Source organism: Micromonospora sp. NPDC048909 (assembly GCF_040649635.1).
Taxonomy (GTDB): Bacteria; Actinomycetota; Actinomycetes; order Mycobacteriales; family Micromonosporaceae; genus Micromonospora.
Map to the genome: position 1 here is coordinate 197819 of NZ_JBEZFU010000011.1, position 12313 is coordinate 210131.

Sequence of the window (12313 nt, forward strand, 5' to 3'; positions counted from 1 at the left end):
CGGCGTGCCCTCGTGGCCGGGTGCCGTGCCACCGCGACGGCACGGTGGCGGCGCCCCGGAGCACGGCGGGCCGGCACCGGACGTGGCCGAGGACCGGCGCTGGCCCGCGCTGCCTGACCCGGCCGGCGCCGGCGAGGTGGGCCGGACGGCTGCGGGCGTCGGCCGACGTGGCGCCCCGCCGGGCGGCCCGTGGCCGGCGTTGCCGGACGACCGGCCGCTCTGGACCACCCCCGGCGACGCCCCGGACGCGGCGCACCTGCGTCGGCTGGAGCGGGAACAGGCGGGTGGCTGATGGAGCGGGTCGCGTTCCTCATCGACGCCACCGGCGCCCGGGTGGACTGCCTGCTCAACCCGGAGACGGTGCAGGTCACCCGGCTCGCCGGGGTACGGCACCGGGCCGCCGCCGGCGGCCAGCTCACCGGGGCGGGGCTGGCCGACGACCCACTGGTCTTCACCGGCGGCGGCCGTACCGAGCTGGTGCTGGACCTGCTCTTCGACGTCGACTTCGTCGAGGCGCAGGTCCGTCCCGAGGACGTCCGGACGCTCACCCGGCCACTGTGGATGCTCGCGGAGAACTCGGCCGCCGAGCACGGCTGGCTGCGACCGCCGCTGGTCCGGCTGGTCTGGGGCAAGACCTGGAACGTGCCCGGCGTGATCGTCGCGGTGGCGGAGCGGTTCGACGCGTTCACCGGCACCGGTTCGCCGCGCCGGTCCTGGCTGCGGCTGAAGCTGATCCGGGTGGCCGAGGGCGCCGACCAGGCGCAGGCGGGCTTCGCGGAGGAGCTGGCCGCGGCGAGCACACCGACCGCCACGCCGGGCGGCGCGGTGGTGGCCGCCGGAGACGGCGGCGCGGCCCCGGACTACTCGGGGGTCCGGTTCGACCTTCTGGCCAACGACGCGCTCGGCTCGCCGCTGCGCTGGCGGCTGCTCGCCGAACACAACCGGATCACCGATCCGATGAGCGTGCCGGCCGGCACCGCGCTGGCCGTACCGCCGCTGGCCGGCCTGATCGAACTTGCCGGCCGGCCGCCGATCGACCCGGCGACCGGCGCGGCGACCGGGAGCGCGCCGGTCGCACCGGGCGGCGCCCCGTGAACGCCGTCGCGCCACGGGCGCTGGCGGTACGCCTCGACGGCGTACCGCTGCCCGAGCCGGTCCTGAGCCGGCTCCGGTCGGTACGGGTCTCCGCCCGGCTGGACCAGCCCACCCAGTGCGAGGTGGCGGTGGCCACCGACCCGGGCACCGGTGCGCTCGCCGGATGGGCGCGAACCGGGGCGGGACTGGACGTGCGGCTGGTCGACCGGCCGGAGGCGCTCTTCACCGGCGAGGTGACCTGCGTCGAGGTGGAGTACGCCGCGGACGGCTCGGCGCTGCTGCGGATCCGGGCCTACGACGCGCTGCACCGGCTGCGCAAGCGGCAGCAGCTGCGGGTGTTCGAGTCGGTCAGCACCGCCGACCTGGCCCGCGAGCTGTGCGGTGCGGTCGGGCTGAGCGTCGACGCGGACGCCGACGGTCCGGTGCTGGAGCGGCTGTTGCAGCACCGGCACAGCGACCTGGAGCTGCTCACCGAGGTGGCCGGCCGGGCCGGGCTGCACCTGGCCGCCGACGGCGACCAGGTCCGCCTGGTCACCCTCGCCGGCTACGGCGAGCCGGTCGCCTTGCAGCTCGGCCGGGAGGTGCACGGGCTGCGGATCGCCGTCAACCTGGACGCCGCCGCCGGCGGAAGCACGGCGCTGGGCTGGCACCCGCAACGCGCCGAGCCGATCAGCCAGCGGGCGGACGAGGCGCGCTGCGGGCGCCCGGCCGACCGGCGGCCGGATCCGGCGGACGTGGGCGCGGACGGGATACGGACCGCGGTCGACCAGCCCGGCCGCAGCGACGACGAGCTGGCCGGTATCGCCCAGGCCCGGCTGGACGCCCGGACCGCCGCCCTGGTCACCGCCGAGGGGGTGGCCGAAGGTGATCCGGCGCTGCGCCCCGGCCGGCGGATCATCCTGGGCGGTGTGGCCGAGCCGGTCGCCGGGGCGTACGTGCTCACCGAGGTGGTGCACACGGTCGACGGCGACGGTCACCTGACCCGGTTCGGCACCGCCCCGCCGCCGGCCCGGCCGGGCGGCGCGGGCGGCACCGCCTCCGTCACCCTCGGCACGGTCACCGACGTGGCCGACCCCGACGGGCTCGGCCGGGTCCGGGTGGCCCTGCCGGCGTACGGGGAGCTGGACGTCGGCTGGCTCGCCGTGCTCTGCCCGGGCGCCGGGCGGGGCAAGGGCATCGTGGCGCTGCCCGACCCGCAGGACACCGTGCTGGTCGCGCTGCCCGGCGGGGAGCCGGCGGCCGGCATCGTGCTCGGCTCCCTCTTCGGCGCCGTCGCGCCGTACGACGCGGGAATCGACGACGGGCGGTCCCGCCGCTGGTCGCTGCGGACCGGTTCGGGGCAGTCGATCGTGGTCGACGACGCCGGCCGGAGCCTGCGCCTGGCCACCGACGGCGGCAGCTGGCTGGAGCTCACCCCCGACCTGGTCACCCTGCACGCCGCGGCCGACCTGGTGCTCTCCGCGCCGGGCCGGGCCATGGTGATCCGCGCCCGCAGCGTGGACTTCCTGCACGCCGAGGCGGCCGAGGACGCGGCGACCGCCGCCCGGCAGGCCCGCGCCCTCGCCCGCGCCCACCAGGACGGAGGCCGTTGATGCGCTGGATCCATCGCGACTCGGTGATCACCTGCGATCACGACGGCCGGGTCGGCAACCGGCCCTCCCAGCACTGGGTCACGGTCACCGGCCTGCCCGTGCTGGTCGACGACGACCCGGAGGGGCGGGAGATCACCGCCTGCCCGAACTACGGACCGACGGTGAAGCCGTGCGCGAAGACGCTACGCGTGCGGGTCGGCTACAGCGATTGGCTGCGCGTCGGCGGCCGGCGGGTGGTGCTGTCGAACCTGGACGGGCTGACCGACGGCACGCCACCCGGCCTGGTCCACCACACGGTGCGCGATCCGCGCCAGGGTTTCCTGGCGGCGGACCGGTGAGGGCCTTCCGGTTCGTCGGCGCCGGGTTCGACGCGGGTCGCACCGGCGGGCTGGCGCTGACCGCGGCCGGCGGGCTCGCCATGACCGAGGGCGACGAGACGGTCCGCCAAGCGCTCTTCCTGCTGCTGTCGACCACCCCCGGCGAGCGGTTGATGCGACCCGGGTACGGCTCCCGGCTGCACCGGTTGGTCTTCGCCCCGAACGACGACACCACCGCGGGGCTGGCCATCCACTACGTACGCCAGGCCATCGCCCGGTGGGAGCCGCGGGTCGAGGTGATCGACGTGGACGCGGGCCCGGACCTCGACGACCCGTGGCGGCTGGTGATCCGCCTCGACTACCGGGTCCGGGCCAGTCTGGCGCCCGGACAACTGGTCTTCTCCGTCGACCTGCTGCCGGCCGACGAGCCGGACCCCGACCCCGCGCAGGGAGGCCAGTGATGACGCTGCCCGTGCCACACCTGGACGACCGCGGCTTCCTCGACCTGGTCACCGAGGCCCGGGAGCGGATCCAGCAGTCCTGCCCGGGCTGGACCGACCTCTCCGCGCACGACCCGGGTATGGCGCTGGTCGAGGCGTTCGCGCACCTCACCGAGGTGATGATCTATCGGCTGAACCAGTTGCCGGAGAAGGCGTACGTCTCGTTCCTGAACCTGCTCGGGGTGGCCCGGCACGCGCCCTCGGTGGCCTGGGCCGACGTGGAGTTCACCCGGACCGGCTCGGAACAGGGCCCGGTGCGGATCCCGGCCGGCACCCGGGTCGCCGCGGCCCGGGGCGCCGACCCCCGGCCGGTCGTCTTCATCCTCACCGAACCGGCGCTGCTGCCGGCCGGGGAGTCCGCGGTCACGGTCCGGATGCATCACTGCGAGCCGGTCGAGGCGGAGTTGCTCGGCACCGGCACCGGCCAGCCCGGCCAGGTGTTGCGCGCCGCCCGCGCGCCGCTGGCGCGTACCGCCGAGCCGCTGGACCTGCTGCTCGGGGTGGAGGTGCCGGCCGGCTCGGTGGAGCTGGGCGCGGCGGCACGGGAGCACGACGGGCGGACCTTCGAGATCTGGCGTCCGGTGGACAGCTTCGCCGGCGTCGGCCCGCAGGCCAAGGTGTACCGGGTGGACCGCTGCTCCGGCACGGTCACCTTCGCCCCCGCGCTGGACCTGCGCGCCCCGGCCGACGACCCGGCCGTCCTGACCGCCGCCGAACCCGACCCGGCCGCCGGTGAGCCGGCGCCGGCCGGCGCGGGACCGGGATCCGGGCGGCCGGCGCCGGACGGGCCGGTCACGGTGGCGGCGGTGCCGCCGGCCGGGCGGCAGATCCGGCTCTGGTACCGGGCCGGTGGCGGGCCGGCCGGCAACGTGGCGGCCGGGACGCTGACCAGCCTGCGCGACCCACTGCCGGGGGTACGGGTGACGAACGCCGCCCCGGCCGCCGGCGGGCGGGAGATGGAGACGTTGGAGTCGGCGCTGCTGCGCGGGCCGTACGAGTTCTTCGCCCAGCAGCGGGCGGTCACCGCCCGGGACTTCGAGGTGCTCGCCACCGGCTCCGGCGCGGTGGCCCGCGCGCGCGCCTTCACCCGGTCCGCGGTCTACAGCTTCGCCCGCCCGGGCGAGGTGGAGGTGGTGCTGGTGCCGTACGTGCCGGCCGCGGCCCGGCCGGGCGGGCGGCTGCCGGTGGCGGTGCTGCGCGAGCACGAGGTCACCGAGGCGCGCGACCGGGTGGCGGCGGACCTGGAGCGGCGCCGGGCGCTGGGCACCAGTTGCCGGGCGAGCTGGGCCCGCTACAAGCCGGTCTCCATCCAGGCCCGAGTGGTGGTACGCCGGGAGGAGGACGTCGACGCGGTCCGCCGGCGCATCCACGACCGGCTGCACCAGACGCTGAGCCCGCTGCCCACCGGGCTCAACCCGACGGGGTGGGCGTTCGGCGAGCCGCTGCGGGCGTCCAACGTGTACCGGCTGCTGGAGCACGCCGAGCCGGGGGTGCGCTACGTCGAGTCGGTCCGGTTCGTGGTGGACGAGGCACCCGACGCCGAGGTGCGCGCCCTGGCCGTGGACCAGTACCAGCCCCGAACCTGGTACGCCGGGCGGGGTGCGGTGCTGTTCCGCTCCACCAACGCCGGTGCCGGCTGGGAGCCGGCCGGCCGCTTCGAGGGTGAGACGGTGCTGCGGGTGGCGCCGGCCCCGGCCCCGGTACGGCCCGGTGTGGTGCCCCGTCCCGGCTCGGTGGCCGTGGTGACGCTGCGGGCGTCCGGCGGTTCACGGGTGCACCTGAGCACCGATCTCGGCGAGACCTGGTCGCTGCTGACCGACCTGGACGCCCGGATCTCCGACCTGGCCTGGATCGACCGGGACGGCGCGGGCGCGCTGCTGGTCGCCACCGACGCCGGGCTCTACGAGGTCTCCCTGCTGCCCGGCTCGGTGCCGTTGCAGATCCTGGTCGACCCGGCCGACGCCGACCGGGGCTTCTACGCGGTGCGCGCCTTCGTCTCCGAGCGCGGTGTGCCCGGGGTGGCGGTGGCGGCGCAGGCCGGCTTCGGGGTCTACCTCTCGACCGCCGGCGGCCGGCCGGGCAGCTTCGCCCACGTCGGCCTGGCCAACGTGGACAACCGGGTGCTGGCCGTGCAGTACGACGGACCGGCCACCCTGCTGTGGAGCGGGGCGGGCGAGCCGGACCCGAAGAAGCCTGGGCAGGGCTGTCACCGCACCCGGCTCTTCGAGTCGGACGTGCAGTGGCAGTCCGTGCAGGCCGGCTGGATCGGCGGCACCTGCCGCGACCTGGCCTTCGCCGGCCCGCTGGCGTTGGCCGCCACGCAGAGCGGCGGGGTGCTGCGGCTGGACACCCTGGCCGCCCAGCCGCAGTGGATCTCCGTGTCGGTGAACTGCGGCCTGCCGCTGCGGGACCGCACCCGGTTCGTGCCGGTCGACGCGGTCGCGGCGGCCACCGGCGCGAGCGCCGCCGGCGGGCCGGCCGGTGGCCCGGGCACGGCCGGCGGAGCCGAGCGCCTGATCCTCGCTGGCGGCGAGCGTGGCGTGCACCGCAGCGCGGACGCCGTCAACTGGACGGCCAGCGCCAACCAGGCCACCGCTGACGTGGTCACCGTTCCGGACACCTGGCTGCTCTGCTCCGGCGAGCACGACATCGAGGTGGTGCGGCAGGATGCGTCGAGCGGCGATTGAGCGGCTGCTGCCCGCGGCGTACCAGCGGGCCTGCGTACCCGGCAGTGTGCTCTGGGCGCTGCTGGAGGTCATGGAGGCGCTGCACGCCCCGGACGAGGCGATCCTCACCGAGGTGGACGCGCTCTTCGACCCGTACCGGGCGCCGGAGGGCCTGGTCGCCCACCTCACCCGCTGGGTGGCGATGGACCACGTGGTGGCCTCGCCCCGGCCGGACGCCCCGCTGCCGCTGCCGGTGGGCCGGCTGCGCGACCTGGTGGCGCACGGCGCGCTGCTGGCCCGCTGGCGGGGCACCCCGTACGGCATGCGAAGAGCTCTCGAGGTGGCTACCGGGTTGAGTGGTTTCGCCTTGGACGAACCGGCCAACCGGCCGTTCCACGTCGTGGTCAGGGTGCCGGCGCTCGCGGCCGGGCAGCTCGCCGTGATCACCCGCATCGTCGAGGCGGAGAAGCCCGCGTCGACCACCGTCGAGATCGTCGTCGCAGAGGAGTCACCATGACCACCGAGTGGGCGGTCGTCGCCGCCGCCGAGCAGTTCACCCTGGACCCCCGCAACACCGGCGAGCTGACCTTCACCGTCTCCAACCCGGGTGCGGCGCCGGACACGGTCGTGTTCGACGTGGCGCCCGGCGAGGGTTCGCAGCGCTCCTGGTTCACCGTGACCGAGCCGCAGCGGGTGGTGCCGGGGCAGGGCTCGGTCTCGTTCCTGGTCCGGCTCACCGTGCCGCCCGGCACCCCGCCGCGCCGTTACGACATGACCGGGTTCGCGTACTCGGCGAACACCGCGCCGGAGGAGAGTTCGCGCTCCAGCGGCCGGGTCACCTACGAGGTACGGGCGCTCGCCACGCCGAAGCGGACGCCCTGGCCGTGGATCGCCGCCGCTGCCGCGCTGGTGCTGCTGGTCGGCACGGTGGTCACGGTGCTGCTGATCCGGGGCGGTGCGGCGCCGCCGGCGGAGGCCCGGGTGGTCACCGTCGAGGCGGAGAGCCTGGTGTCGGCGGCGGTGGTGGAGTCACCACGGGGCAGCGCGGCCGCCGTGGTGGAGCAGGGCAACTGCTGCGGGGTGACCTGGTCCGGCGACAAGCAGCTCTTCTTCCAGGGGCGCGCGATCGGCGACCAGGTGAGCGTGACGGTGCAGATCCCGGCGGAGGGCATGTGGCGCTTCGCCACCGTGCGCACCACCTCGTTCGACTACGCCAACACGGTCTTCGCCATCGACGGCACCCAGGTCGGTGGGGCGTTCCTCGGCTTCACCCCGACGGTCGTGCGTACCGACTGGATCGACGTGGGCACGGTCCGGCTCACCCAGGGCCCGCACCGGGTCAGCCTGGTGGTGGTCGGCAAGACGCAGGGCACCGACCGGTACTTCGCCGGGGTGGACGCCATCCGGTTCACCGAGGTCGTCCCGCTGGCCCAGCGGCGATGAGCGGCCGGCAGAAGGCGCTGCTGGCGGTGTTCGGCGTCCTGCTGGTGGCGCTCTTCGTGGTCGCGGTCGGCACCGGCCGCGACGACCGGGGGAATCCCGCCGCGCCGTCCGGCCTGGTCGACCGGCTGGCCGGGGTGGGCGGCGAGCGGTCCGCGGTGGACCCGGCCGCGGTGTCCGCGGCGTGTGCGAGCGGGGCCGGCCGGCTGGTCCTCACCGGCGGCTGTGTGCTGCACGTCGCCGACCCGGGCGGACTGCGGACGCTGGTGTTGCGCAGCAACGCGGCGTTCACGGTGGCCGCACCGGCGCCCGGGGAGGCCGAGTTCACCGTCCGCGACGAGGTCGAGCCGGCCGCGGACGGCACCGGCGCGGTCGCCACGATCGCCGTCGACCGGGCCGTCGACGTGGTGCTGAGCTGTCCCGGTGTCGGCGGCTGCGCGGTCACCGTCGCCCCGTCCTGAGCCGGCGAGGAGGCCGCCATGGGTGAGTTGCGCAAACCGTTCCTGCTGCTGGCGATGCTCGCCATCGCCCTGGCGATCGGCGTGGAGCTCGGCGCCGGGCTGCTCACCGGCGGTGGGGACGCCGCCGGGGCGTTGCGGGACAGCGCCGACGCGCTCGACGTCGAGCTGGGTGACGTGGCCGGGGTCAGCGAACCGTCCGGCCGTGGCACCGGCTACCTGGCGCTCATCGACGCGGTCGCGGTCTGGAGCACCGGGCTGTTCTGCCTGAGCCTGGTGCTGCCCGAGCGGATCCAGGGCCGGGTGCAGGGAGTGGCGACCCTGATCTTCTCGATCCTGCTGCTGATCGCCTCGGTGGTCGCGCTGATCGTGGCCTTCGTCGAGCTGTCCGTCATGGTCTCGCTCTTCCTGGCCGCGCCGTTCGGCACACTGGCGTACCTGGCGGTGTGGGGGTTCTTCCCGGTCGGCGACGCCGCGCTGCTGCTCGGTCTGGCGCTGATGCTGAAGCTCGCCTGGGCGGCGCTGCTGGTGCTGGCCCAGCCCCGCTTCCTGCAGAACAAGGGCCTCGTCCTGCTGATCCTCACCAGCCTGCTGTGCACGGTGCTGCTGCAGTTCCTGCACGGCCTGGTGCCGGTGATCCTGGTCAGCATCCTCGACGACCTGGGCGCGCTGCTCTTCGCGGTGGTGGCCGTCGTCTGGTGCCTCGTGCTGCTGATCGGCTCGATCCCGGCGATCGTCAAGGCGGTCCGGGTGACCGCCGCGTTGCCGGCCCGCACCGGCGGATCGCAGCGCTGACCCGACGGCGGCCCAGCCCCACGGCCCGGCGAGCAACGAAGACGACGGGCCAGCCCGACGGCCCGGCGAGCAACGAAGGCGGCGGGTCAGTCCGGTGACTCGGCGAGCGTCGCGGCGGCGTCGGCGCTGAGGTGGCCGTCGGCGACGATCACCCGGTGCCGCGCCCGCCGCCGGGATCCGGCCGGGATCCGGCAGGGCCGGTCGAAGGCGAAGGCCACACACACCCCGGGATACATCGCGGTCCGCACGAACCACCGGTCGCCGTCGCCGAGGCCGGTGAAGACCAGGGTGTACGCCCCACCGCCCGGCCCGGTGCCGGTGAGCGCCAGCCACGGCTCGGCGGAGCCGTTGACCGCCTCCTCCCCCACCGCGCCGGCGGTCCACGTCCGGGCCGGGTCGGCGGAGACCGCCCGCCAGAAGAACCCGCCGTAGCCCGCCCCGCCGGGCCGGCCGTTGGTGGCCGGACTGCCCAACGCCACGTCCCGGTCGGGCGGCGCGGTGAGGGTGTAGTCGAGCTCGAGCCGCCAGGCCCCGCCGGGCAGCCCGACGGCGCCGAGCCGGCGGTGCTCGTTCAGCAGCACCCGTCCGGCCGGGTCGCGCCACTGGAGGCGGTGCGCCAGCCGGTCGGGCGCGCGGGTCTCCCAGTCGGTGTGCGCGATCCGGCCGTGGTCGTCGCGCCAGGTGTAGCCGACGTCCCGCAGATAGCTGCGTCCGCCCCACAGGTTGGTGCCGTCGACGTCCGGCACGGCCAGCGACGCGCCGAGGTGCCAGACGTGGTCGGCGGGGAGCGCGTCGGTGACCACCGTGCCGGTCCGGGTGCGCACCGGGTGCAGGTAGGGGCGGGGACCGTGCCGGGGGGCCAGCTGTGGGTCCACCTCGTAGCGGGCCACCTCGGTGCCGCCGACCAGCAGGCGTTCCGCGGTCACGGCAGCTCCGGCCGGGTCAGCGCCGCTCGGGCCGCCGCCGGTCGGCGGCGGGCGACGGCGTGCAGGGCGGCCACGGTGTAACCGATCAGGATCGGCACCGCCACCGGGATCACCAGCACGGCGAGCAGCGCGGCGACCGCGCTCGTCCCGGCCACGGCGGCCCACCGCGCCGGGTGGTCGAGGCAGGCCCGGACGGCGTGCCGGGCAGCGGCCCGCCACCGCCCGCCCCCGGACCGGCCCACCTCGACCACGACCGCGCCGGCGTACCCGGCCAGCGCGACGGCGACCAGCGCGGTGAGCGCCAGCGCCGGCGCCCCGCCGGGCACCCGGCCGGCGGTCAGCGCGGCCAGGTCGACGGCGAGCAGCCCGACCACGGCGAGCACCAGCAGGGTGACCGGCACTCCGGGCAGCAGCGCCCGGCCGAACCGGGAGAGCGTCCGGCGGGCCGGCGGCCAGCTGCCGGTGCCGACCCAGTCGTGCACGGCGGCGCTGGCCGTGCCGACCGCCGCGGCGGCGGTGAGCACCGGCGCCGCGGCCAGGGTCAGCAGGATGCCGAGCAGCGCCAGGTCGGCGGCGTCGCGCAGCACGTCGCGCCAGTCCCGGCGGGTGACCGCCTCGTCCGGCGGCGGTTCAGCCCTTGAGTCCACTGGTGTTGATCCCCTCGACGAGCATCCGTTGGAAGGCGACGAAGAACCCGAAGACCGGCAGCAGCGAGAGCACCGACATGGCGAACATCGGCCCGACCGCGCTCTGGCTGGTCGAGTCGATGAACAGGGTCAGCGCCACCGGCACCGTGTAGTCCTCCAGGTCGGAGAGGAAGACCAGTTGCCGGAAGAAGTCGTTCCAGGTCCAGATGAACGAGAAGATCGCGGTGGTGACCAGCGCGGGACGGCTCAGCGGCAGGATGACGTACCGGAAGATGCCGTACGCGCTGGCGCCGTCGATCTTGGCCGCCTCGTCCAGCTCGCGGGGGATGCCCCGCATGAACTGCACCATCAGGAAGACGAAGAACGCCTCGGTGGCCAGGAACTGCGGCACCAGCAGCGGCAGGTAGGGCCACTCCGCGCCGACCAGTCCGACGCTGCGGAACAGGATGTACTGCGGCACGATCAGCACGTGCCCCGGTAGCAGCAGCGTGCCGATCATCACGGCGAACCAGGCGCCGCGCAGCGGGAACCGCAGCCGGGCGAAGGCGTACGCGGCGAGCAGGCAGGAGACCGCGTTGCCGACGACGGTGAGCAGGCTGACCAGGGCGCTGTTGAGGAAGAACCGGCCGAAGCTGACGTCGAAGTGGGACCATCCGGCGGTGAAGTTGCCCGGGGTGAACCGCTCGGGCAGCAGCCCTACGTTGTTGACGATCTCCTCCTGCGACTTCAGCGCGGTGCCGAGCATCCAGATCAGCGGGTAGAGCACCACCGCCAGGATGGCGAGCAGCACCAGCAGGCGCAGCGTCGAGCGGCTGCGCGGACGGCGGCGGCCGGGGCCCGCCGCGCGCGCGGTCGTGGTCACCGCCACCATCACCGGCCCTCCCCGTCGGCGTAGTGCACCCAGAACCGCCCGGTGCTGAAGAAGATCACCGTGATCAGCGCGATGCCGATCAGGAACACCCAGGCCATCGCCGACGCGTAGCCCATCTCCAGGTCGGTGAAACCGGTGATGTAGAGGTTGAGCGTGTACATCAGGGTGGAGTCGACCGGGCCGCCGGTGCCGTTGCTGAGCACGAAGGCGGCGGTGAAGCCCTGAAAGCCGTTGATGGTCTCCAGCACCAGGTTGAAGAAGATCACCGGGGAGAGCATCGGCAGGGTGACGTTGCGGAACTTGCGCCACCGGCCCGCGCCGTCGACCGCGGCGGCCTCGTAGAGCTCGGTGGGGACCTGCTTGAGCCCGGCCAGGAAGATCACCATGGGCGCGCCGAACTGCCAGATGGCCAGCACCATGAGGGTCTCCAGGGCCCAGTCCGGGTCGTTGACCCACGGCCGTCCCTCGATGCCGAAGAGGCCGAGCAGGCTGTTGACCGCGCCGTCGCGGTTGAACATGTTCACCCAGACGATGGCCAGCGCGACGCTGCCGCCGAGCAGCGACGGCAGGTAGAACAGACCGCGGAAGAGACCGACGCCGCGCCAGGCGCGGTTGAGCAGCAGCGCCACCCCGAGCGCCGCGGCCAGCTTCAGCGGTACGGCGATGAGCGCGAAGGTCAGCGTCACCCGGACCGCGTGCCAGTAGGACGGGTCGGCGGTGAACATCCGCTCGTAGTTGGCCAGCCCCACCCACCGCACCTCGGAGAAGGGGGTGAGGATGTCGTAGTTGGTGAAGCTCAGATAGAGCGACACCAGCATCGGGATCGCCGTGACGGCCAGCAGGCCGGCCAGCCAGGGCGACAGGAAGACGTAGCCGGCCAGACCGTCGCCGTACCGGATCCGTCCGGTCCTACGCCGGGTGGCGCGGGGCCGGACGGATCCGGTGCCGCCTCGGGTCGGGTCGGGCGCCGTGGTCAGGGCCACGAGGCGGCCTCCTCTCCGCGGGC

General features: G+C 75.0%; 14 protein-coding genes. 10 read left to right on the forward strand and 4 right to left on the reverse strand.

Annotated features, from left to right (window positions below; genetic code table 11):
- Positions 1 to 25: 25 nt before the first annotated feature.
- From AB0C04_RS26265 to AB0C04_RS26310, 10 genes are read left to right on the forward strand one after another with little or no spacing between them, the layout of a single operon-like run.
- Positions 26 to 292: a hypothetical protein gene (locus AB0C04_RS26265; protein ID WP_357059239.1), complete on the forward strand. Its 267-nt coding sequence runs from the start codon at positions 26 to 28 to the stop codon at positions 290 to 292.
- Entirely contained in the window at positions 292 to 1095 is an 804-nt protein-coding gene (locus AB0C04_RS26270; RefSeq protein WP_357059243.1) for a hypothetical protein, read from the forward strand. The genes AB0C04_RS26265 and AB0C04_RS26270 overlap by 1 nt, the downstream gene beginning before the upstream one ends.
- The gene (locus AB0C04_RS26275; protein WP_357059246.1) at positions 1092 to 2687 is read left to right on the forward strand and encodes a phage baseplate assembly protein V; all 1596 of its coding nucleotides are present in this window, start codon (positions 1092 to 1094) and stop codon (positions 2685 to 2687) included. The genes AB0C04_RS26270 and AB0C04_RS26275 overlap by 4 nt, the downstream gene beginning before the upstream one ends.
- Positions 2687 to 3025 carry a hypothetical protein gene (locus AB0C04_RS26280; protein WP_357059250.1) on the forward strand — a complete coding sequence of 113 codons (339 nt, stop codon included), beginning with the start codon at positions 2687 to 2689 and terminating at the stop codon, positions 3023 to 3025. The genes AB0C04_RS26275 and AB0C04_RS26280 overlap by 1 nt, the downstream gene beginning before the upstream one ends.
- Positions 3022 to 3465, forward strand: a complete 444-nt coding sequence (locus AB0C04_RS26285) for a GPW/gp25 family protein (RefSeq protein WP_357059253.1) — start codon at positions 3022 to 3024, stop codon at positions 3463 to 3465. The genes AB0C04_RS26280 and AB0C04_RS26285 overlap by 4 nt, the downstream gene beginning before the upstream one ends.
- On the forward strand, positions 3465 to 6191 hold the full coding sequence (locus tag AB0C04_RS26290) for a putative baseplate assembly protein (RefSeq protein ID WP_357059256.1): 2727 nt from the start codon (positions 3465 to 3467) through the stop codon (positions 6189 to 6191). The genes AB0C04_RS26285 and AB0C04_RS26290 overlap by 1 nt, the downstream gene beginning before the upstream one ends.
- Positions 6172 to 6687, forward strand: a complete 516-nt coding sequence (locus AB0C04_RS26295) for a phage tail protein (RefSeq protein ID WP_357059259.1) — start codon at positions 6172 to 6174, stop codon at positions 6685 to 6687. Before AB0C04_RS26290 ends, AB0C04_RS26295 begins: the two co-directional genes overlap by 20 nt.
- Positions 6684 to 7613, forward strand: coding sequence for a hypothetical protein (locus tag AB0C04_RS26300; RefSeq protein WP_357059262.1), 930 nt, complete (start codon positions 6684 to 6686; stop codon positions 7611 to 7613). The genes AB0C04_RS26295 and AB0C04_RS26300 overlap by 4 nt, the downstream gene beginning before the upstream one ends.
- The gene (locus AB0C04_RS26305; RefSeq protein WP_357059265.1) at positions 7610 to 8071 is read left to right on the forward strand and encodes a hypothetical protein; all 462 of its coding nucleotides are present in this window, start codon (positions 7610 to 7612) and stop codon (positions 8069 to 8071) included. Before AB0C04_RS26300 ends, AB0C04_RS26305 begins: the two co-directional genes overlap by 4 nt.
- Positions 8072 to 8089: 18 nt before the next feature.
- On the forward strand, positions 8090 to 8863 hold the full coding sequence (locus tag AB0C04_RS26310) for a hypothetical protein (RefSeq protein WP_357059268.1): 774 nt from the start codon (positions 8090 to 8092) through the stop codon (positions 8861 to 8863).
- A gap of 86 nt (positions 8864 to 8949) precedes the next feature.
- Here AB0C04_RS26310 and AB0C04_RS26315 read toward each other — a convergent pair whose 3' ends face one another.
- From AB0C04_RS26315 to AB0C04_RS26330, 4 genes are all read right to left on the reverse strand, one after another.
- A complete protein-coding gene (locus AB0C04_RS26315; protein ID WP_357059271.1) occupies positions 8950 to 9789 on the reverse strand; it encodes a PmoA family protein in 840 nt (279 codons plus the stop codon).
- Positions 9786 to 10436 (reverse strand): hypothetical protein, encoded by a 651-nt coding sequence (locus AB0C04_RS26320; protein WP_357059274.1) that lies wholly within the window; start codon positions 10434 to 10436, stop codon positions 9786 to 9788. Before AB0C04_RS26320 ends, AB0C04_RS26315 begins: the two co-directional genes overlap by 4 nt.
- On the reverse strand, positions 10420 to 11181 hold the full coding sequence (locus AB0C04_RS26325) for a carbohydrate ABC transporter permease (RefSeq protein WP_357059358.1): 762 nt from the start codon (positions 11179 to 11181) through the stop codon (positions 10420 to 10422). The genes AB0C04_RS26320 and AB0C04_RS26325 overlap by 17 nt, the downstream gene beginning before the upstream one ends.
- A 125-nt stretch (positions 11182 to 11306) precedes the next feature.
- Positions 11307 to 12290, reverse strand: coding sequence for a sugar ABC transporter permease (locus tag AB0C04_RS26330; RefSeq protein ID WP_357059278.1), 984 nt, complete (start codon positions 12288 to 12290; stop codon positions 11307 to 11309).
- Positions 12291 to 12313 lie beyond the last annotated feature (23 nt).